A 20,918-nucleotide genomic window follows, 5' to 3' on the forward strand; every position below is an offset into this window, starting at 1 on the left:
CCATGAGCAGCACCGAGACGCCCCGCGGCCCCGTCGACTCCTCCCGCGTCCCGCGGTACGCCGGCCCCGCGACCTTCGCCCGGCTGCCCCGCCTCGACGAGGTCGGCGCCGCCGACGTCGCCGTCGTGGGCGTGCCGTTCGACTCGGGCGTCTCCTACCGGCCGGGCGCCCGCTTCGGCGGCAACGCCGTCCGTGAGGCCTCCCGGCTGCTGCGCCCCTACAACCCGGCGCAGGACGCCTCGCCGTTCGCGCTGGCGCAGGTGGCCGACGCGGGCGACATAGCGGCCAACCCGTTCGACATCAACGAGGCCGTGGAGACCATCGAGGCGGCGGCGGACGACCTGCTCGGCACCGGGGCCCGGCTGATGACGCTGGGCGGTGACCACACGATCGCGCTGCCGCTGCTCCGCGCCGTCGCCCGGAAGCACGGCCCCGTGGCCCTCCTCCACTTCGACGCGCACCTCGACACCTGGGACACGTACTTCGGCGCCGAGTACACCCACGGGACGCCGTTCCGCCGGGCCGTGGAGGAGGGCGTCCTGGACACGGAGGCGCTGTCCCACGTGGGCACGCGCGGCCCGCTGTACGGCAGGCAGGACCTGACCGACGACGAGAAGATGGGCTTCGGCATCGTCACCTCGGCGGACGTCTACCGGCGCGGCGCCGACGAGATAGCCGACCAGCTGAGGCAGCGCATCGGCGACCGGCCCCTCTACGTCTCCGTCGACATCGACTGCCTGGACCCGGCCCACGCCCCGGGCACGGGCACTCCGGAGGCGGGCGGCATGACCTCCCGCGAGCTGCTGGAGATCCTGCGCGGACTCGCCCCCTGCAACCTGGTCTCCGCGGACGTGGTCGAGGTGGCGCCCGCGTACGACCACGCCGAGATCACGTCGGTGGCCGCGTCCCACACGGCGTACGAACTCACCACCCTCATGACCCGCACCATCGCGGAGGCCCGCGCCAAGTGACCCACGACCACGACCTGGAACTGCGCCCCACACCCGCCCAGACGCGGGCCGCACTGAACCCTCCCCCCGGCCGCAACGGCGCCGACCTCGTCGTGGAGACCCTGGCCGGACTCGGCGCGACCACCGTCTTCGGCCTGCCCGGCCGGCTCGCGCCCGGCGTCCTGGCCGCGCTGCGCCGCTCGGACCTGCGGTGCGTGGGGCTGCGGACGGAGCACAACGCGGGGTTCGCGGCGGACGCGTACGGCCGGATCACGGGTGAGGCGGCCCCCCTCCTGCTGCCCGCGGGTCCGGGCGCGCTGCTGTCGCTCGCCGCGCTCCAGGAGGCCGCCGCGGCCTCCGCCCCCGTCCTGGCGATCAGCGCCCAGGTCCCCGACCGGGTGGCTTCGTTGCGGGGGGTCGTCAAGTCCGTCCACACGGCCCGCACCGCGTCGCAGATCCCCTCGGCGCTCGCGGCGGCCTGGCGGTCGGCGCTGACCGTCCCGCACGGGCCGGTGTGGGTGGAGATCCCGCAGGACGTGCTGCTGGCGGAGACGGCGATCCCGGTGGTGACGGGGGTCGACGCGACGCCGGAGGAGCTGCCGCCGCGTCCCGAGCTCACCGCGGTCGCCGCCGACCTGCTGACGCGCGCCGAGCGGCCGGTGATCGTCGCGGGCGGCGGGGTCGTCCGGGCGGACGCGGCCGGCAAGCTGCGACAGCTCGCCGAGCGGCTGTCGGTCCCCGTGGTCACCACCTCCGGCGGCAAGGGCGCGTTCCCCTGGAACCACCCGCTGTCGCTGCGCTCCTGGCCGGCGGACCCCGCCACCACGGACTTCCTGGAGGACGCCGACGTCCTGCTGGTGATCGGCTCCGGCCTCGGTGAACTCTCCGCCGACGGGCACACGTTCGCCCCCCGCGGCCGGGTGATCCAGATCGAGGCCGACGCGGGCAAGCTGGAGTCCAACCACCCGGCCCTCGGTATCCACGCCGACGCCCGCCTCGCGCTCCAGGCACTCCTGGAGACGGCCGGCACGCGCGAGGACGACACGGCACCCACGCGCGTACGGGCCCTCCTGGACCACCGGGCGGGGGAGGAGCGCGCCGCCCGGGATCCCGCCCCTGAGCAGCAGGACGTGCTGGCGTCCGTCCGCAAGGCGCTTCCGCCCCGGGCGCCCTCCTTCTGGGACCTGACGCCCCTGACCTACCGGGTCTGGTCCGCCTTCGACGCCCGCCACCCGAACACGATGCACTCGGCCCAGGGGGCGGGCGGCCCCGGCTACGCCTTCCCGGCGGCGCTCGGCGCGGCGGTGGCCGACCCGACGTACCCGGTGCTGGCCGTGTCCGGCGACGGGGGCGCGCTGTACTCGATCGCCGAGCTGGCCACGGCCCGCCGGTACGGCCTGGACGTCACCTGGCTGGTCGTCGACGAGGGCGACTGCGGTGACGGCGACTGCGATGACGACGGTGACGGCGTTCCGCCGGACTTCGTCGCGCTGGCGGAGTCGTTCGGCGTGCCGGGGGTGCGGACGGGCCCGGAGACACTGGCGTCGGACCTGGCGCGGGCGCTGTCCGCGCCGGGCCCGTCGGTGGTCGTGCTGCCGACGACTACCAGATCGCCTCGACCCACTCCGGGTGGTCGATGAACGGGTTGCGGTTGCCCTGGTAGTCGCTGTGGATGAGGTCGTTGCGACGCTTCTCGGAGGCGTCCGGCGGGTCCTCGTCGTTCCACTGCTTCAGCACGGAGAGGCGTCCGTGGTACGGGGCGCTGCCGTTGGTCACGGAGTTGTTGGGCTCCAGGTCGGCCCAGCCGTCGCCGCCCTCGTAGCGCACGGCCATGTAGAGGATCATCCGGGCCACGTCGCCCTTGACGGCGTCGCGCGGCTCGAAGGAGTCGGAGTCGGTGAGGCTGCCGCCGCCGTTGCTGACGGAGCTGCCGCCGTTGTCGAAGTCCTTGTTGCCCCGCACGGAGTTGACCTGCACGTCCTCCGGGCGCAGGTGGTGCAGGTCGGTGCCGGGACCGGTCGCGGTACCGAAGTCGCCGTGGGACTTGGCCCACACGTGCTCGCGGTTCCAGTTGCCGGTGTTGCCGCCGTTCAGCGACTTGCTGCGGGAGAGGCCCGAGTAGAGCAGCCGGACGTTGTTGCTGTTGTCCGGGTCCTGGTCCGTCACCTTCAGCGCGTCCCACACCGCCGAGTACGACAGCTTCTTCTGGTCGCTGATGATGTCGTGCAGGGAGTCCTTGAGCGCGCTGCCCGTCTTGCCGGTCGCGCCCGCGTAGTACGTGTCGTCGTACGCGGCGGTCGTCACCGCGGCGGTCGCGGACGCGGGGGAGGGGACGGTGGAGGCCGTGGCGGCCGGGGTGAGGGCGGCCAGCAGCGCAGCGCTCGTCAGTGCGGGGGCGATCCAGCGGCGGCGGCGTATGTGCGTGGCGGGCATGGGGTGTCCGTTCTACGCGAGTTGATGGAGCGGCCAACGGGAGGAGGGTGGCACGGACGTACGCCTGAACGGGTGAACGCGGTGAGGCGGTTGTGTGTCGAGACGCCCGGGTGCCGACCGGTGGACCGGGACGGATCGGGGCAGTTCGTCAGGTCCGTACGCACTCCTGAGGGTGGCGGGGGACCGGCGTGCGGGCGACGACACCCGCACGCCGGTCCCCCGCCATCCGGCCGATCACCACGCAACAGGCCCTAGGCGGCGGCGAGCCGGCCGCTGATCGCCTTGGCCCTGGCCGCCGCCTCCTGCAGGACGCGCTCGTGGGAGGCCTCGTAGAGGGGGACCAGCTCGGCCATCGCCGGGTTGTGCGGGGCCATGGTGAGCTCGGGGACGAGGAACTCGACGTCCATGGCGAACACGTCGGCGAGGACGGCCCCCAGGAAGTTCTGTACGTAGTCGTAGCCCTCCCTGGGCGTGCCGGGCCCGTAGGCGCCGCCGCGGCTGGCGACCACGGTGACGGGGGTGCCCTTCAGGGACGGCGCGTCGCCCGCCGTGCGGCCGACCAGGAACACGTTGTCCAGCCACGCCTTCAGGGTCGACGGGATCGACAGGTTGTACATCGGGGCGCCGATCAGCACGGCGTCGGCCTGCTCCAGTTCCTCGATGAGCCGGGCGCGCTCGGCGAAGGCCGCCGCCTGCTCCGGGGTGTGCGTGGCGGGGTCGACGAAACCGGCCGTGTGCGCCTCGGCGGTGATGTGCGCGACGGGGTGGGTGGACAGGTCGCGGTAGATCACCGTGCCCTCCGGGTGCTGCTCCAGCCAGGCGGTGCGGAAGGCGGCCGTGACCGAGCGGGAGGAGGACGCGGCGCCGGGAGTGACGGACGAGTCGATGTGCAGCAGCGTGGCCATGGCATGTCTCCGAGAGGAAGAGGACGTGAGGAAGGAAGGGCGCCCCGGCACGGGCCGACCCCGATGAAGTTTCGTGCCTAACTAGTGATACCACACTAGCTTACTTTTTCTCAGCTACTAGGTCGGTGGGCGGTATCATGAGGGCATGGCGGCCGAGGACACGCACGAGCAGATCCACGATGAAGCAGTGTGCAAACGCGTCGACGGCGGCATCACGCGCGTCTTCCAGCTGCTCGGCAAGCGCTGGAGCGGCCCGATCGTGTCCGTGCTGGTGGGGCAGCCCGCATACTTCGCCGACCTGCGCCGGGCCGTCCCCGGCATCAGTGAACGCATGCTCTCCGACCGCCTCACCGAGCTCGCCGACGCGGGACTGGTGGTGCGCGAGATCAACGAGGGGCCCCCGCTGCGCGTCTCCTACCGGCTGACCGAGTCGGGCGCCGCGCTCGAACCGGCCCTGACCGAACTCGCGCGGTGGGCCGACAGGCACCTGCCGGAGGGCCACCACCCGTGCGCGGAGGCCGCCCCGAAGTGACCTCCCGTGCGGCGGGCGTCCCGCGCCCGGAGCGCCCGGAGCGGAGAAAGCGCAGGTTACGGCGCCGGTGACGGACGACGACGGCGAGGCGAAGAGGCCGACCTGCCGCCGGGAACGGCACCGCCGAGTGGCACAGTGGAGGGACGCGACCAGTGTCCCCGGAGTCCTCGGAGGTAGACCCCTACATGCGCCTGCTGCTCATCCGCCACGGCCAGACCCCTTCCAACGTCAAGCACCTCCTGGACACCGCGGAGCCGGGCCCCGGACTGACCCCCCTGGGTCAGGAGCAGGCGGCCGCACTCCCCGAGGTGCTGGCGTCTGAGGAGATCGACGCCCTGTACGTGTCCACGCTGGTGCGCACCCAGCTCACCGCCGCACCGCTGGCCGCCGCGAAGCAGCTCGAGGTCCGCGTCCGGGACGGCATCCGGGAGGTCCTCGCCGGTGACCTGGAGATGCGCGGCGACGAGGAGGCCGGCCTGACGTACATGACCACCGCCCTGGCCTGGTCCGCGGGCGACACCGAGCTGCGCATGCCGGGCGGGGAGAACGGCGTGGAGGCCCTCGCGCGTTACGACGCCGTCGTCGAGGAGGCCGCCGCCACCGGGGCGGAGACGGTGGCCATGGTCAGCCACGGCGCGGCGATACGCATGTGGGTGGCCGCCCGCGCGGAGAACGTCGGCGCCCGGTACGCGGCCGAGCACGCGCTGCGGAACACCGGCGTCGTCGTCCTCGAAGGCTCCCCCGAACAGGGCTGGCGGGTGCTCCTGTGGGAAGGCCGCCCGCTCGGACCCGAGGACGTCGTTCCCGGTACCAGCGGGCCCGCGGGCGAGACGGTCGACGAGGGCGACCGCTGACCACCCGGCCCTTGCTCCTTCCGCCCCGCCCTTTGCCGTTCCGGCAATCTTTGGTGACGGTTCTCCGGCAGCGTGTGCACCATCGCGGCATGAGCACTCATGACGATGTGACGCGACACGAGCACGGGCACGGGCACGACGAGGCGGCGGCCGACATGTTCGAGCCGCCGGCCTGGGAGGAGCGGTACGCGGGCGAGGAGGCGTTCTGGAGCGGGAACCCCAACCCGCAGCTCGTCGAGATCGCCTCCCGGCTGACCCCGGGAACCGCCCTGGACGTCGGCTGCGGCGAGGGCGGCGACGTGGTCTGGCTGGCCCGACAGGGCTGGACGGTCACCGGCGCCGACTTCTCCGCCAACGGCCTGGCCCGCGCCGCCCGGCACGTCGAGGAGACCGGTGTAGCCGACCGCGTCGACTGGTGGCAGGTCGACGCCCGGACCTTCGAGGCCGGCGACCGGTCGTACGACCTGGTGACCAGCCACTATCTGCACGCCCCCGACGGCGGAATGGTCGAGGTGACCCGCCGGCTCGCCGGTGCGGTGGCCCCCGGCGGTCACCTGCTCGTCGTCGGCCACGCGCCGGACGCGCACTTCACCCAGCTGACCGAGAGCCACCGCAAGGCGATGTTCCTCGCGGAGGAGCTGCGGGGTGCCCTGCCGGACGACTTCGAGGCGGTCGTGGTGGAGCAGCGGCCCCGGACGATGAACCGCGAGGGTGCGACCGTCCACGCCGAGGACTCGACGCTGCTCGCGCGGCGTCGGAGTCGCTGATCAGGCGGGGAGGTCGCCGTTCCGCACGGCGGTGACGAAGGACGACCAAGGGGCTGTCGGGAAGAGGAGGGCGGGGCCGTCCGGGTACTTGGAGTCCCGGACGGGGACGCCTGCGGGGTGGTGGTCGAGGACTTCGAGGCAGCTGCCGCCTTGGTCGTTGCTGTACGAGGACTTCCGCCAGCCCTGCGGTGCTGCGGTGGTCGGTATGTCAGTCATGAAGTTCGTAGTCCCTTGCGGTCGCCCTGAGTAGGGCCAATGTTTCCGCGAGCGGCAGCGCGTTCGCCAGTGCGAGGGCGTAGCGGTGCTGCAGCTCTTGCACCACGGACGGTGCGTCGTGGACCTTCCCCACGTACAGGCCCTCGCTGTACACCGCGGGTGGCTGGTCCTCGAACCACATCAGCGTGAGCATGTTGCCCAGGAGAGGGTGGAAACCCAGAGCGAACGGCAGCACATACACCTGGATCCTGCCGCTCTCCGCGAGGCTCACGAGATGATCGATCTGCTCGGCCATGACGTCCGGCCCGCCGATTCGACGGCGTAGCACCGCCTCGTCGAGCAGCGCCCACATTACGGGGGTGACCGCCTCGTCGAGGATTTTTGCGCGCTCGAGCCGTGTGACAAGGCGCCTGTCACACTCCCCTTCACTCACAGGAGGGAAGGCCGTGCCCAGAATCGCACGCGCGTACCCTTCCGTCTGCAGGATGCCCGGGACGAGGCACTGAGCGAACTCCTGGATCAGCACCGCCTGCTGTTCGAGCTGCCTCGCCGTCTCGAAGTAGTCGGCCACCGCCGCGTCCTCCTGTGGGAGGAAGCTGCTCAGTACGTTCCCCGTGTTCAGGACCCCGTCCAGCCGCTGCGCGTCCCCCTTGGTCGGGACGCGGCGGCCTGTCTCGATGTGCCCGATGAGTGAGCGACTCATGATCGCGGCGTCGGCCAACTGCTGCTGCGTCAGCCCCGCCTCCTCGCGCTGCGCCTTGAGCCAGTCGCCGTAGACGTTGCCCAACTCGTCAACCCCCTTGCTACAACGACCCTGTCACCAACTTCCCTCTGGCGAGCCTAGCCACAGCGGCACCACTCTGTGAACGTGCCGCTACACAAAGCGACACCCCCGCGACCGAGCAACCGGTCCGGGGGCATGGCCACCAACCGCCACATCACAGGGAGTTGATGACGTGCGTCACCGTATCGCCCGGCTCACCGAGCCGCTGCTACGACTGCTGCTTCCCGCCCGTGGACGGCACCGCCGAGCGGTCGGGCAGCCACTCGCCCCGTACGTCCCCGACACGCCGACCACCAGGCAGGCAGGCTCCCGTCCGCTCCGGGGCGAGGACAACCACCTGGTCCGCCCCTACCTCGTGGCGCACGAGCGGTGTGAGGAAGCGCGGCGGCGGCGCACCCGGCGCCGCACGCTCCTGCTCGCCGTCCATGGTGTGGAGGTGGCGCTGTGAGCGACGGGGGACTGGAGAGCGCCCGCCTGTTGCCCTGGCCGTCACCGGACGGCAGGCGCTGCTACCTGATCACCGACGGAACCGGCCATCTCTCGCGGTTGGCCGACACGACCGAGACCGTGCAGCTGGGGATGGCCGGCGACCTCCTCGCGCACGCGGCCGACATGCTCACCGACCGCCGCGCGACCCCCACCCAGCTGCGGTACCTGCTCGCCCGGATGCACGAGGCGCTGACCGACGTGCACCGGATCGCGGAGAGCCGGGGTGGCCGGCTCGCGGTGGGCGCGCGCGGGGATACGGACGACGACGTGTTGCGGTGAGCCGACGAGGCGAGTACAGCGGTCCATGGAGAGGGGGCCCTCATGAACCGAACTCATCGGACCCACCGCAGATTAGGTCACGTACGCGCGGCCGTCGCCGGTGCCGTGGGCGCCGGGCTGCTCATACCGTCCGTCGCCGTCGCGGCGCCCGCGACGGGACCGCCCGCGGGCGGGGACGTGCCGAAGCTGCACTGCACATCGGACCGGGCGGCGCTGGCCGCCGCCCTGTACCGGGACATCACCGCCGCACTCGCGCACCGCAGGGGCACGATCGCGGTCGGGGTGCACGACCGGGGGACGGACACCACCTGCACCCTGCGTGCCGACACCACCTTCGACTCGGCCAGCGTCGTGAAGGTGACCGTGCTCGCGACCCTGCTGAGGGACGCGCGGCAGGAGGGCCGCAGGCTCACGCAGCGGGAGAGGCAGCTCTCCACCGCCATGATCACCAAGTCGGACAACGCGGCCACCAGCACCTTGTGGCGGCAGCTGGGGATGGCGAAGATCAAGGACTTCCTCGCCGCGGCCGGGATGACCGAGACCAGGGCGGGCGCCAACGGCTACTGGGGGCTCACCCAGATCACCGTCCGGGACGAGCAGAAGCTCCTCGCACTGATCACCGCCGAGAACTCCGTGCTGAGCGACGCCAACCGCGCGTACATCCTCGAACTCATGGGCAAGGTCGTCCCCTCGCAACGCTGGGGCACGCCCGCCGGGGCGCCCGCCACCGTCTCGGTGCACGTCAAGAACGGCTGGCTGTCCCGGTCGACGTACGGCTGGCGCGTGCACAGCATCGGCGCGTTCGAGGGCGCCGGGCACGACTACACGATCGTCGTCCTCACCCACGGCAACAGCACCATGAACTACGGCGTCGCCACCATCCAGGGCATCGCCAGAGCCGTCCACGCGGACCTCGTACCGGTCACCCACGGGGCCGGCGCCCAGCGGTACGAGCCCACCGACGAACCGGAGGAGGCCTTCGTGCCGGTGCCGCCGACGGGCTGAACTCCGGCCCGTTCACGCGGAGTCCACTTTCGTACCACCCCGCACCACCCCACGCGGCCTACGGTGACGGCATGCGCCTGAGAACCCTCCTCGTGACCCTCACCGCCGGCCTCACGGCGGCCACCACGCTCACGGTCGCCGGTCCCGCCCACGCGGGTGACCCCCGTGCCGGGAACAGGTCCTGCTCGCCCGCCGTCTCCCTCGACGGCTTCTCCGACGCCCTCGACAAGACGACGTACGACGGCACGTACGTCGGTAACTTCTCCGCCCTGGCCGTGGACCGCGACGGCTCCCTCGCCGCGGTCTCCGACCGGTCCGCGCTGTTCCGGCTGGACCGCGGGACCCTCCGGCCGACCGGTGTCGTACAGCTCGCCGACCGCGACGGGGCCGCGCTGGACGCCGAGGGCCTGGTCGTGGACCGCGACGGCACCCGGCTGATCAGCGACGAGACCGGGCCCGCGGTACGGCGGCACGCCCGCGACGGCCGTGTCCTCGAAGAGCTGCCCGTACCGGACGCACTCCGGGTCGCCCCGGCCGGGCGCGCCACCACCAACGGCACCTTCGAGGGCCTGACGATGCTGCCCGGCGACCGCACCCTGCTCGCCGCCATGGAGTACGCGATCTCCGGCGACGGCGCGGACATCGTCCGCTTCCAGACCTGGCAGCGGAAGGAAGTTGCGCACGGCGGACAGTTCCGGCTCTCCGCCCAGTACGCCTACCGCACCGACCCCGGCCTCGGCGTCCCCGAGGTCACCGCCACCCCGGACGGCCGCCTCCTCGTCCTGGAGCGCGGCTTCACCGCCGGCGTCGGCAACACGGTCCGCCTCTACCTGGCCGACCCGGAGCGCGCCACGGACACCAGCGGCATCGAGGCGCTGACCGGGCAGCGCGGCGTACGGCTGATCAAGAAGACCCTCCTCGCCGACCTGGTGAACTGCCCCACCCTGGGCGCCACCGCCAAGCAGCCCCAGCCCAACCCCCTCCTCGACAACATCGAGGGCATGACGATCACCGGCCGCAGCAAGGGCCGTTTGAACGTCCTCCTCGTCAGCGACGACAACCAGAACGCGGCCCAGACGACGCGGTTCTACTCGCTGCGGGTGCGGACGGCCGGCTGACGCTCCGGCCCCTCCTGCGCAATCATGACCGGGTCTTCCGACGGGCCAGGAAGGCGATGACCGCCAGAACTGCTCCGCACACCGCGGCGACAACTCCGAGTGCGACCGGCACGGCATCGCCGGTAAGCGTGCCCGCAACGCAGGCGCATGCCCCTCCCACGATCCCGATCGCAGAAAGGGTGCTCACCCTTCTTGTCGCGTTTGCGTCATCCATCGATACTCCCTTCCGTCGCAGCGGCCCGCGAATGCAGCCCGCCGGGCGGCAGACCGAAGAAGCGTGACTCAGCAGGGGTGACGTGATCCCGCACTCGCGTGCGAGCAACTCAGTCGACGTACGCGGGTGCGGTGGTCAAAGTGTTGCGGCGAGCCGGCGCATGTACCGCACTCCGGGCCGCCCACCGATGCCGGCATCCCCCACCGCGATGAACCCATTGCGTCCGAGCACGGTCATGGAGGCCGCGTTGTCGCGCGTGGTGAACGCGGTGAGTGAGGACAGCCGGTACGCCGTGGCGGCCAGATCACACGCCTCCCGCACCGCAGCCGTCGCCACGCCCTGTCCCGCGGCGCGCTCACCGATCCGGTAGCCGAGTTCAGCAGTGCCCTCCTCCTGGGCGCCCACGTCCACGAGGTTGACGCGGCCGACCAGCTCGCCGTCCCCGTCCAGCACGACGTGGAAGTGACACTCCCCGGCGTCCTGCTCGGCGAGCAGCGCACGATGACGGTCGGCGAACTCGGCGAAGTACGCGTCCCCGCGATCCGGCACCGACCGCGCGAAATACTTGCGGTTCTCCCGCTCGAAGGCCAGCAGGGCCGCCCCGTGGTCGATGTGCAGTCGTTCCAGCTTCAGCATGGCCGACAGCGTACGGAAGCAGACCGCTGCCGAGGGCGGCTCCCGTCAGGCGGCGGGGGCGGCCGCGGAAGCGGCTAGCCGCGCCCCCGCTTCATGACGAGGTAGAGCACGACGATGACGACGGCGAGAATGATGAGGAATTTCATCGTTGCCTCCTGCGGCGATTCCTGTTCCATATCCCGTACGCGAACATTGCGACGACGAACGCGAAGATGAGGACGACCACCACCTTTCCGGCGGTACCTTCCGGGATCCAGCCTCCTCGGCCCTCGGCGGCGAGCATTTCCACGGGTAGCACGGACACGGGCCCCTTCAACTCCTGTCGCGGCGTACACCGCGATGAAGATGAGCGCGTCTCGTCCGTTCTCGACCGGCGCGTACTTTCCGGAGGCGGCCAGGTCCACCCATGCCCTCCTCATCGGCGCCCTCGGGGAGCGGTGGGCCGGCCGATGGCGTCGACCGGCGGGCCGTTGACGGAGTCCTGGTCGACGGTCAGGCGGTGCCGGCTGCTTCCCCCGATCCTCATGGCCCCCAAGGTGCCCGGGAGATGGCGGACGAAACCGGGGGCCGGGTCGGAGCCGTACGGTCCGGGCGGGTGGTCCGCCGGTCGGTCGGGGCGCTGTTGCGGGACGGCACCCTCAGGCGGCCCTGGCTGACCAGTACCGCGAGGACGACGACCAGTCCGCCGGCGATCTCTCGAACGGTCACCGTCTCGGCGAGGAAAACCGTGCCGAGCAGGACGCCGCCGAGGGGGGTCAGGTAGGTGACGGTGGAGGCGATGGTGGCGCCCCAGGCGTTGATGACGTTCGCGTACCAGACGTAGGCGATGCCGGTGCCGATCGCGCCGAGGACGATCGTGCTCGCTGCCACTGCCGGGGTGATGCTCAGAGGGCCCGACGCGATGACGGGGCTCAGGGCGATGCTGAGCAGGGCGCCGGCGCCGATCTGGCTCGCGGTGACCGTGAGGGCGTCGTACGGCGAGGTGCGCTGGAAGCGGCGGGTGAGGACGAAGCCGAAGCCGTAGCAGACGGTGCCGCCCAGGCACGCGAGGCCGGCCAGGAGGAGGTCGCCGTGGGAGGAGTCCATGGCGTTCCACGGCGCCGCGACCAGCACCACGCCGGCGGCGGCCACCAGGAAGGCCGACAGTTTCGCCCGCGTCAGCCGCTCCTCGGGCAGGAACGCCAGGGCGACGAGCATGGTCATGATCGGCGTGGTGCCGTTGTAGATGCTGGACAGGCTGGAGGGCAGGCGTTCGGCGGCCCAGGAGAAGAGCAGGAACGGGAAGACGCACATCACCGCGCCGATCCCGGTCAGGTGCAGCCACACCTCGAGACCCCGCGGCCAGCGTCGCCGGGTGACGAGCATGATGGCCGCGAGCGTCACGGCTCCGGCGGTGAGCCGTCCCACGACCAGTTGTCCCGGTCCCATGCCGGTCACGGCCACCTTGATGAACAGGAAGCTGGCGCTCCACGCCGCGGCCGCGCCCAGGTACTGGGCACCCAGCTTCCAGCCCGTGCTTCCCGTCGTCCGGTCCGGTGTGCCTGTGCCCTGCGCCGCCATCGCGGTCCTCCCCTGCCGGTGCATGCCCCTGCTGTCGTGCACCAGGTTCGGGCTAGGCTTTCTATGCAGCAAATAGATGAGACTCATCCACACATGAGGTGTCTGCATGAGCGTGACGGTTCGCCAGGTGGAGGTCTTCCTCGCCGTCGTGGAGCAGGGCGGGTTCAGCGCGGCGGCCGATCATCTGCGGATGAGCCAGTCCGCCGTGTCCCACACGGTCGCCGCCCTGGAGCGCGAGGTGGGCGATCAGCTGGTGCACCGGGCGCCGCCTAGCTCCGCGACCGCCCTGGGGCAGGAGCTCGTCCCGCACGCACGCGCGGTGCAGTCGGCGACGCGTGCGCTGGAGGCGCGGATCGCGCTCCACCGGACCGGCGCGACCTCCGGCACGGTCCGTCTCGCCGTGGCCCCGACCGCCGCGCACCGCCTCGTCCCGCGGCTCCTGCGGCAGTGGCGGACCCGGCTGCCGGACGTGCGGGTGACGTTGTTCGAGGGCGGTGACGACGAGCTGGCCGACTGGCTGGACTCGGGCGTCGTCGACGCGGCCGTGCTGATCGACCCGGAGCACGTGCGGCCGGGCGCCGTCGTCCTCGCACAGGACGACTTCCGGGCCGTCGTCCGGTCCGACCACCCGCTCGCCAGTGAGCCCGTCATCGCGCTCACCGACCTCCTGGAGGACCCGCTGCTGGTCTCCTCCTCGGGCTGCGAACCCCAGATCAAGGGCCTGCACACGCGGGTGGGCGCCCCCTACCGGCCCGCCCAGCGGGTGCACAGCATCGGCACCCTGCTCGGCATGGTCGACGCCGGCCTGGGCGTGGCCGTCATGCCCTCCCTCGCGAGCAGCATGATCGGCCCCGAACTGGTGATGGTGGGGCTGGAGCCGTACCTGTCCCGCACCCTCGTGCTCACCGGCCCCGCCGGCCGCCCCTGGAGCCCGGCCCTGCGGCAGATGTGCGACGTCGCCGCGCTCTTCAGCTCCGACGACGCGGACGCGTGACTCAGTGGTGAGCGCGCGTCACCGATGAGGTGACTACAACGCGTCGAACGGGGGCACGATCCGGACAACGATGATCAGCGGGTCTCGCGGTGCCACCAGGAAGTAGAACCAACCGCCGGCGGCGTCCATGCGTCGCAGACCGCCCGGCCTGGGGCCGTTACCGAGGTCACTGACGTCGATGCCGGTGCCGGCAAGGTCGACCAGTTGGTCGGCCAGGCGTCGCACTTCCGCCACGACGTGAACGGGGACGCCACCCGCCACGTGGTCGTGATCGGGGTCGTACTCCCAGCGCCACCCCCCGCTCACCGGGCCGACAGGCCGACAGCCGCGTGGGCTGCGTCCAGGATCCGTCCGATCTCGGAGGCGGCCTGTCGCGCCTGGGCGGCGTTCCCGTTCTCGGCGGTGTCCTCCCAGCGTCGGAGGTCCGCTGCCAGGCCGGGCTGGCGCTGGATGTGGACATGGACGGCCCACTGGGCGACGAAGCGCTGGAGCGGTGCCAGATCGGAGCCCTGGCGGGACTGATCGGCCGCCTGGTCGAGCTCCCGGGTGAAGGCCGGCAGGGCGGCAGGCGTGATCTGGCTGATGGCCTGCCGCAGCGCGGCAACGGTGGCGGGGGGCTGGGGGATGAGCGGCGGTTGCCCGGCGGCGGCGGTGGTCATGGCTACTCCCATGGGCGCGATTCTGATCCCACGCGTCAGCCTATCGAGCAAGAGTGGCACCCCACCGCTCGAACGAGTGAGGGAAGAGCGGTACCGGCCCGCGCCCGAATGTAACGGCGGGATGAAATCCCGCCCCGCCCGCGTTGGTGACTTCCGGCAGAACAGCAGCTGAGGGAGGCACCCGCGTGGCAGCGCACCAGGGGGACGAGCACTGTACGGACGGGGCGGGGGGACAGCCGGGTCCGGGCTGGGCCCGGCGGCTCGCCGCCTACGCCTGGCGGCGGCCCAAGGAGGTCGTCCTCGCCCTCGGTGCCTCGCTCGCCGGGATGGCCGTCATGGCCCTCGTGCCGCTCATCACCAAGGTGATCATCGATGACGTGGTCGGGGACGGCAGCCGGGAGATGGCTCCCTGGGCCGGGCTGCTGATCGGTGCCGCCGTCCTCGTGTACGGCCTCACCTTCGTCCGGCGCTACTACGGCGGCCGGCTCGCCCTCGACGTCCAGCACGACCTGCGCACCGACATGTACGAGGCGGTCGCCCGGCTCGACGGGCGGCGGCAGGACGAGCTGTCCACCGGGCAGGTCGTCGGGCGGGCCACCAGCGATCTGCAGCTCATTCAAGGGTTGCTCTTCATGCTGCCGATGACCATCGGCAACGTGGTCCTCTTCGTGATCTCGCTCGTCATCATGGCGTGGCTGTCGCTGCCCCTCACCCTCGTCGCGCTCGCCGTCGCGCCCGCCCTGTGGTGGATCGCCCGCCGCAGCCGCACCCGGCTGCACCCCGCCACCTGGTACGCGCAGGCCCAGGCCGCCGCCGTCGCGGGCGTGGTCGACGGCGCCGTCGGCGGCGTACGCGTGGTGAAGGGGTTCGGGCAGGAGGAGCAGGAGACCGGGAAGCTGCGCGGGGTCGGGCGCAGGCTGTTCGCCGGGCGGCTGCGGACCATTCGGCTGAACAGCCGCTACACCCCCGCCCTGCAGGCCGTGCCCGCCCTCGGGCAGGTGGCCATGCTGGCGCTCGGCGGCTGGCTCGCGGTGCACGGGCACATCACGCTCGGTACCTTCGTCGCCTTCTCCACCTACCTCGCCCAGCTCGTCGGGCCCGTGCGCATGCTCGCCATGGTGCTGACCGTCGGACAGCAGGCGCGGGCCGGCAGCGAGCGGGTGCTGGAGCTGATCGACACCCGGCCGGTCATGAACGACGGCACCAAGGTGCTGCCCGCCGACGCCCCCGCCACCGTCGAGTTCGACGACGTCTCGTTCGGGTACGACACCGGGCGGCCGCCCGTGCTCGACGGGCTGTCCTTCGAGATCCGGGCCGGTGAGACCCTCGCCGTCGTCGGCGCCTCCGGTTCCGGCAAGTCGACCGTGTCGATGCTGCTCCCGCGGTTCTACGACGTCACGGGCGGCGCCGTCCTCATCGGCGGCCACGACGTGCGCGAGCTGACCCTGGACTCGCTGCGCGCCGCGATCGGACTGGTGCCCGAGGACTCGTTCCTCTTCTCCGACACCGTGGGCGCCAACATCGCGTACGGGCGGCCCGACGCCACCCGGGAGCAGATCGAGGCCGCCGCCCGCGCCGCCCAGGCCGACGCCTTCATCGCCGAGCTGCCCGAGGGGTACGACACCAAGGTCGGCGAGCACGGCCTCACCCTCTCCGGCGGCCAGCGGCAGCGGGTCGCGCTCGCCCGCGCCATCCTCGCCGACCCCCGGCTGCTCGTCCTCGACGACGCCACCTCCGCGGTGGACGCCCGGGTCGAGCACGAGATCCACGAGGCGCTGCAGCAGGTCATGGAGGGGCGCACCACCCTCCTCATCGCCCACCGCCGCTCCACCCTCAACCTCGCCGACCGCATCGCCGTCCTCGAGGGCGGCCGGCTCGCCGACATCGGTACCCACGAGGAGCTCCAGGAACGGTCCGCGCTGTACCGGCGGCTCCTCACCGACCCCGACGAGCTCGGCGGGGTGTCGCCCGGCCATGTGCCGTCGGCCTCGTCCGAGAAGGCCGAGGACAGCCTCGTACGGGATCCCGTGCGCGAAGAGCTGGACGCCGAGTTCGACGCCGAGCGCGGCATCACCCCCCGGCTGTGGACCGGCGACCGCGAACCCCGCGACGCCGCCCTGGCCGGGACGCCCGCCACCCCGGAGCTGCTCGCCCGGGTCGACGCGCTGCCCCCGGCCACCGACACCCCGGACATCGACGAGGCACGCGCGGTGCTGCCCGAGCCCGGGACCTCCTACGGGCTGCGGCAGCTGCTGCGGGGCTTCCGCACGCCCCTGCTGCTCAGCCTGCTGCTGGTCGCCGTCGACGCGGGCATGGGGCTGCTGCTCCCCGTGCTGATCCGGCACGGCATCGACCAGGGGGTCTCGCAGCTCGCCCTCGGCGCGGTGTGGGCCGCCTCCGCGCTGGGGCTGGCCGCCGTGCTCGCGCAGTGGGCCGCGCAGACCGGCGAGATCCGGATGACCGGACGGACGGGGGAGCGGGTGCTGTACTCGCTCCGGCTGAAGATCTTCAGCCAGCTCCAGCGGCTCGGGCTCGACTACTACGAGCGGGAGCTGACCGGGCGGATCATGACCCGGATGACGACCGACGTGGACGCCCTGTCGACGTTCCTGCAGACCGGGCTGGTCACCGCGTTCGTCGCCGTCGTCACCTTCTTCGGCATCATGGCCGCGCTGCTCGTGATCGACGTGGAGCTGGCGCTGGTCGTCTTCGCGACGCTGCCGCCGCTGGTCGTCGCCACGTTCTTCTTCCGCCGGGCGAGCGTGAAGGCGTACGAGCTCGCCCGTGAGCGGGTCTCCGGCGTCAACGCCGACCTCCAGGAGTCGGTGGCCGGGCTGCGCATCATGCAGGCGTTCCGGCGCGAGCGGGACGGCGGGGCGCGGTTCGCCGCCGGCAGCGACGGCTACCGCCGGGCGCGCATCCGGGGACAGCTGCTGATCTCCGTGTACTTCCCCTTCGTGCAGCTGCTGTCGTCCGTGGCCGCCGCGGCCGTCCTCGCCGTGGGCGCCCAGCGGGTGGACGCCGGGACGCTCACCACCGGCGCGCTGGTCGCGTACCTCCTCTACATCGACCTGTTCTTCGCGCCCGTGCAGCAGCTCTCGCAGGTCTTCGACGGCTACCAGCAGGCCACGGTCTCGCTCGGCCGCATCCGGGAGCTGCTGCGAGAGCCCACGTCCACCCGGTCGGCCGAACGGCCGAGGGAGGTGACGTCCCTCCGCGGCGACCTCGCCTTCGAGGACGTCCACTTCGCCTACTCGGACGAGGAGGAGGCCCTGAGCGGGGTGAACCTGACGATCCCGGCCGGGCAGACCGTCGCCTTCGTCGGCGAGACGGGTGCGGGCAAGTCCACGATCGTGAAGCTGGTCGCCCGCTTCTACGACCCGACGAGCGGCCGGGTCACGGCCGACGGCACGGACCTGCGCGACCTCGACCTCACCGCGTACCGCCACCGGCTCGGTGTCGTCCCGCAGGAGGCGTACCTGTTCCCGGGCACGGTCCGGGACGCCATCGCGTACGGCCGGCCGGGCGCGAGCGACGCCGAGGTGGAGGCCGCGGCCCGGGCCGTCGGCGCCCACGACATGATCGCCACCCTGGACGGCGGCTACCTGCACGCGGTGGACGAGCGCGGCCGCAACCTCTCCGCCGGGCAGCGCCAGCTGATCGCGCTGGCCCGCGCCGAGCTCGTCGACCCCGACGTCCTGCTCCTGGACGAGGCCACCGCCGCCCTGGACCTCGCCACCGAGGCCCAGGTCAACCAGGCCACCGAGCGGCTGGCGGGCCGCCGTACGACGCTGGTCGTCGCCCACCGGCTGACGACCGCCGCCCGCGCGGACCGCGTCGTCGTCATGGACCACGGCCGGGTCGCGGAGGACGGCACCCACGACGAACTGCTGCGCCGGGACGGGCGGTACGCGCGGCTGTGGCGGACGTTCGTCGGGGACCTGGACGAGGCGGAGGAGCCGGCGGCCACGACGCGGGGCTGACACCGCGTCCGGTGGTGCACGCAACCGTCCGGTCCGGCTCCCGCGTCCGTACAGCAGTACGTTCTGTGGGGTCTGTGAGGTGGGAGTGGCGAGAGGGACGAAAGTGAGCGGGGGAGCGAGAGGTACCCGTGGTGCGCTGCGGCGGCGCGGTGCGCTCGTGCTGGCCCTGCTGACCGCGTCCGGGCTGCTGGTGGTCGCGGGGCCGGACAGCGCGTCCGCCGCCGCGCTCTGCGCGGGCCGCAAGGTCCGCACGTTCCCCTTCTCCACCGGTTCCGTGCAGGTCCACCGGCGTGGCGGGTACGTCTGCGCCGTCACCGTCGCCAGGAAGCAGGGCGCCCGGCAGCCGATGTCCGTCAGCGTGCGGGCGCGCGGCAGCCGGCCGGTCGTCGACCGGGGCCGGTACGGGTACCGCGCGGGACCGGTGACCGTGCACGCCGGACGGCGGTGCGTGTGGGTCCAGGGCGAGGTGGGGCGGGGCGGGGTCAGCTCGGGCTGGACCCTCTGCTGAGGCCGGGGTGGCGGGCGGAGCCCGAGCCGAGGCACACGTCCCCGCGCGGCCCGAGGCACACGTCCCGGCTCCCCGCAGGGTTTTCCCTACACCAGGCCGACACTGCTCCGGTTGGCGCCGCTCCCCCTGGTCTCCGTGCCGGTGGCTCCGCTAGGTTCCGGCGCACAGTTGTTTCACAGGGGAGAGCCCATGCGCAAGGCGTTCAGATCGCTGCTGGCCCTCGCGGTGCTCATAGGCACGCCGGGCGCGGCCTCAGTGGCCGTGGCCGCCCAGCCCGCGGCCGACGGCACCGGTTCCGGCCCCGCGGCCACCGCCGACATCAAGGACCGGCTGCTCGCGATCCCGGGCATGAGCCTGGTCGAGGAGAAGCCGTACACCGGGTACCGCTTCTTCGTGCTCGAGTACACCCAGCCGGTGGACCACCGGCGGCCGTCCAAGGGCACGTTCCAGCAGCGGATCACCGTGCTGCACAAGGACACCAGCCGCCCGACGGTCTTCTACACCGGCGGCTACAACGTCTCGACCAACCCGAGCCGCCGCGAGCCGACCCAGATCGTGGACGGCAACCAGGTGTCGATGGAGTACCGCTTCTTCACCCCGTCGCGGCCCGATCCGGCCGACTGGTCCAAGCTCGACATCTGGCAGGCGGCGAGCGACCAGCACCGCATCTTCGAGGCGCTGAAGCCGCTCTACCCGGAGAACTGGATCTCGACGGGCGGCTCGAAGGGCGGCATGACCGCCACGTACTACGAACGCTTCTACCCGCGCGACATGGACGGCGTCGTCGCGTACGTCGCGCCGAACGACGTGAACAACAAGGAGGACTCGGCGTACGACCGGTTCTTCGCGAAGGTGGGCACCGAGGAGTGCCGCGACCGGCTGAACGCGGTGCAGCGCGAGGCCCTGGTGCGCCGTGCGCCGCTGAAGGAGCGGTACGAGGAGCTCGTAGCCGCCGAGGGCTACACCTTCAACACGGTCGGCAGCCTGGACCGGGCGTACGAGGCGGTCGTCCTGGACTACGTCTGGGGCTTCTGGCAGTACAGCACCCTGGCGGACTGCGACAGTGACCTGATCCCGGCCGATGCGAAGAACGCCACCGACGAACAGATCTGGACATCCGTCGACACGATCTCCGGTTTCTCCGCCTACACCGACCAGGGCCTGAGCACGTACACGCCGTACTACTACCAGGCGGGTACACAGCTGGGCGCGCCGACGATCCGCTTCCCGCACATCGAGAAGAAGTACATCCGCTACGGCTACCAGCCACCGCGGAACTTCGTCCCGCGGGACATCCCCATGAAGTTCCAGCCGGACGCGATGCGCCGGATCGACAGCTGGGTGCGGAACAACGCCGACCACATGCTGTTCGTGAACGGTGAGAACGACCCGTGGAGCGCCGAGCCGTTCCGCCTCGGCAAGAAGGCGCGCGACTCGTACGTCTTCACGGCCCCCGGCGCCAACCACGGCGCCAACGTGGCGGGCCTGGTCCCGGCCGAGCGCGACCTGGCGACCGCCCGCATCCTGGAGTGGGCGGGGGTCGCGTCGGCGGCGGTCCAGGCCGACCCGGACGCGGCGCAGCCGCTGGCCAGGTACGACGCGAAGCTCGACCGGCACGACAACGAGCGCGAGCCGCAGCTGCGGCCGTAGTGGGGTGACGCGTACGGTGCGGCCCCCGGCGAACCGACACTGTTGGGAAACCGGGGGCTGAACGTGACGTCGGCCTTCTCCTCCCAGTTGGGAGCGGTGAAGGCCGACGTTGCGTTTGGGGAGGGTGTCGGTGTCGCTGCGGCAGTGGGGGCTGGGAGAGATCCCGGCGGAGACAGCTCGGGTGGCGTGGACGGTGTGCCCGAAGGGCACCCTGGCGATGCGGTTGCGGGATGAGTTCGCGGAAGTCTTCTCTGCGGAAGAGATCGGGTCGTTGTTTCCGGCGGGAGGCCGCCCGGCGGTGCCGCCTGGAGTGTTGATGCTGGTCACGGTGCTGCAATTCGCCGAAGGGCTGTCGGACCGGCAGACCGCGGAAGCGGTCCGC

23 protein-coding genes are annotated in these 20,918 nt (G+C 72.0%); 14 read left to right on the forward strand and 9 right to left on the reverse strand.

Going from position 1 to position 20,918, the window contains the following annotated elements:
• Positions 1-2 precede the first annotated feature (2 nt).
• Positions 3-971 carry an agmatinase gene (speB, locus tag UW392_RS33930; protein ID WP_320779038.1) on the forward strand — a complete coding sequence of 323 codons (969 nt, stop codon included), beginning with the start codon at positions 3-5 and terminating at the stop codon, positions 969-971.
• Positions 968-2,590 carry a thiamine pyrophosphate-binding protein gene (locus UW392_RS33935; RefSeq protein ID WP_320779039.1) on the forward strand — a complete coding sequence of 541 codons (1,623 nt, stop codon included), beginning with the start codon at positions 968-970 and terminating at the stop codon, positions 2,588-2,590. Before speB ends, UW392_RS33935 begins: the two co-directional genes overlap by 4 nt.
• Here UW392_RS33935 and UW392_RS33940 read toward each other — a convergent pair.
• On the reverse strand, positions 2,553-3,383 hold the full coding sequence (locus UW392_RS33940; protein WP_320779040.1) for an endonuclease I family protein: 831 nt from the start codon (positions 3,381-3,383) through the stop codon (positions 2,553-2,555). The genes UW392_RS33935 and UW392_RS33940 overlap by 38 nt on opposite strands.
• A gap of 251 nt (positions 3,384-3,634) precedes the next feature.
• A complete protein-coding gene (locus tag UW392_RS33945) occupies positions 3,635-4,288 on the reverse strand; it encodes an FMN-dependent NADH-azoreductase (RefSeq protein ID WP_320779041.1) in 654 nt (217 codons plus the stop codon).
• Positions 4,289-4,433: 145 nt separating this feature from the next.
• Between UW392_RS33945 and UW392_RS33950 the strand changes: the two genes are divergently transcribed.
• The 3 genes from UW392_RS33950 to UW392_RS33960 all read left to right on the forward strand — a co-directional run bounded on the left by UW392_RS33950 (position 4,434) and on the right by UW392_RS33960 (position 6,441).
• Positions 4,434-4,820, forward strand: a complete 387-nt coding sequence (locus tag UW392_RS33950; protein WP_320779042.1) for a helix-turn-helix domain-containing protein — start codon at positions 4,434-4,436, stop codon at positions 4,818-4,820.
• A 185-nt stretch (positions 4,821-5,005) separates the two neighbouring features.
• Positions 5,006-5,674: a histidine phosphatase family protein gene (locus UW392_RS33955; protein WP_320779043.1), complete on the forward strand. Its 669-nt coding sequence runs from the start codon at positions 5,006-5,008 to the stop codon at positions 5,672-5,674.
• Between the two features lie 89 nt (positions 5,675-5,763).
• On the forward strand, positions 5,764-6,441 hold the full coding sequence (locus tag UW392_RS33960; protein ID WP_320779044.1) for a class I SAM-dependent methyltransferase: 678 nt from the start codon (positions 5,764-5,766) through the stop codon (positions 6,439-6,441).
• On the opposite strand, the gene UW392_RS33965 is transcribed toward UW392_RS33960, so the two are convergent.
• Entirely contained in the window at positions 6,442-6,657 is a 216-nt protein-coding gene (locus UW392_RS33965; protein ID WP_320779045.1) for a DUF397 domain-containing protein, read from the reverse strand.
• The gene (locus UW392_RS33970; RefSeq protein ID WP_320779046.1) at positions 6,650-7,444 is read right to left on the reverse strand and encodes a helix-turn-helix transcriptional regulator; all 795 of its coding nucleotides are present in this window, start codon (positions 7,442-7,444) and stop codon (positions 6,650-6,652) included. The genes UW392_RS33965 and UW392_RS33970 overlap by 8 nt, the downstream gene beginning before the upstream one ends.
• A 169-nt stretch (positions 7,445-7,613) precedes the next feature.
• Between UW392_RS33970 and UW392_RS33975 the strand changes: the two genes are divergently transcribed.
• The 4 genes from UW392_RS33975 to UW392_RS33990 all read left to right on the forward strand — a co-directional run bounded on the left by UW392_RS33975 (position 7,614) and on the right by UW392_RS33990 (position 10,332).
• Positions 7,614-7,889, forward strand: coding sequence for a hypothetical protein (locus UW392_RS33975; protein ID WP_320779047.1), 276 nt, complete (start codon positions 7,614-7,616; stop codon positions 7,887-7,889).
• Entirely contained in the window at positions 7,886-8,209 is a 324-nt protein-coding gene (locus UW392_RS33980; protein ID WP_320779048.1) for a hypothetical protein, read from the forward strand. Before UW392_RS33975 ends, UW392_RS33980 begins: the two co-directional genes overlap by 4 nt.
• A 42-nt stretch (positions 8,210-8,251) precedes the next feature.
• Positions 8,252-9,214, forward strand: coding sequence for a serine hydrolase (locus tag UW392_RS33985; RefSeq protein WP_320779049.1), 963 nt, complete (start codon positions 8,252-8,254; stop codon positions 9,212-9,214).
• Between the two features lie 71 nt (positions 9,215-9,285).
• On the forward strand, positions 9,286-10,332 hold the full coding sequence (locus UW392_RS33990; RefSeq protein WP_320779050.1) for an esterase-like activity of phytase family protein: 1,047 nt from the start codon (positions 9,286-9,288) through the stop codon (positions 10,330-10,332).
• 349 nt (positions 10,333-10,681) lie between these two features.
• Here UW392_RS33990 and UW392_RS33995 read toward each other — a convergent pair whose 3' ends face one another.
• From UW392_RS33995 to UW392_RS34005, 3 genes are all read right to left on the reverse strand, one after another.
• Positions 10,682-11,182, reverse strand: a complete 501-nt coding sequence (locus UW392_RS33995) for a GNAT family N-acetyltransferase (RefSeq protein ID WP_320779051.1) — start codon at positions 11,180-11,182, stop codon at positions 10,682-10,684.
• Positions 11,183-11,256: 74 nt separating this feature from the next.
• Positions 11,257-11,586 carry a hypothetical protein gene (locus tag UW392_RS34000; protein WP_320779052.1) on the reverse strand — a complete coding sequence of 110 codons (330 nt, stop codon included), beginning with the start codon at positions 11,584-11,586 and terminating at the stop codon, positions 11,257-11,259.
• A gap of 118 nt (positions 11,587-11,704) precedes the next feature.
• The gene (locus UW392_RS34005; RefSeq protein WP_320779053.1) at positions 11,705-12,784 is read right to left on the reverse strand and encodes a DMT family transporter; all 1,080 of its coding nucleotides are present in this window, start codon (positions 12,782-12,784) and stop codon (positions 11,705-11,707) included.
• Between the two features lie 64 nt (positions 12,785-12,848).
• On the opposite strand from UW392_RS34005, the gene UW392_RS34010 reads away from it, so the two are divergent.
• Entirely contained in the window at positions 12,849-13,736 is an 888-nt protein-coding gene (locus tag UW392_RS34010) for a LysR family transcriptional regulator (protein WP_320779054.1), read from the forward strand.
• Positions 13,737-13,769: 33 nt separating this feature from the next.
• Here UW392_RS34010 and UW392_RS34015 read toward each other — a convergent pair whose 3' ends face one another.
• Both UW392_RS34015 and UW392_RS34020 read right to left on the reverse strand, forming a co-directional pair.
• Positions 13,770-13,970 carry a hypothetical protein gene (locus UW392_RS34015; RefSeq protein ID WP_320779055.1) on the reverse strand — a complete coding sequence of 67 codons (201 nt, stop codon included), beginning with the start codon at positions 13,968-13,970 and terminating at the stop codon, positions 13,770-13,772.
• A 68-nt stretch (positions 13,971-14,038) separates the two neighbouring features.
• Entirely contained in the window at positions 14,039-14,395 is a 357-nt protein-coding gene (locus UW392_RS34020) for a DUF6247 family protein (protein WP_320779061.1), read from the reverse strand.
• A 185-nt stretch (positions 14,396-14,580) separates the two neighbouring features.
• Between UW392_RS34020 and UW392_RS34025 the strand changes: the two genes are divergently transcribed.
• The 4 genes from UW392_RS34025 to UW392_RS34040 form a co-directional block, all read left to right on the forward strand.
• Positions 14,581-18,378: an ABC transporter ATP-binding protein gene (locus UW392_RS34025; protein ID WP_320779056.1), complete on the forward strand. Its 3,798-nt coding sequence runs from the start codon at positions 14,581-14,583 to the stop codon at positions 18,376-18,378.
• A 166-nt stretch (positions 18,379-18,544) separates the two neighbouring features.
• Positions 18,545-18,886, forward strand: coding sequence for a hypothetical protein (locus tag UW392_RS34030; protein ID WP_320779062.1), 342 nt, complete (start codon positions 18,545-18,547; stop codon positions 18,884-18,886).
• A gap of 189 nt (positions 18,887-19,075) precedes the next feature.
• A complete protein-coding gene (locus UW392_RS34035; protein WP_320779057.1) occupies positions 19,076-20,536 on the forward strand; it encodes a S28 family serine protease in 1,461 nt (486 codons plus the stop codon).
• 130 nt (positions 20,537-20,666) lie between these two features.
• On the forward strand, positions 20,667-20,918 hold a 252-nt coding region (locus UW392_RS34040), incomplete at its 3' end, for a transposase (protein WP_320779058.1).

The organism is Streptomyces sp. CRN 30, assembly GCF_034105845.1.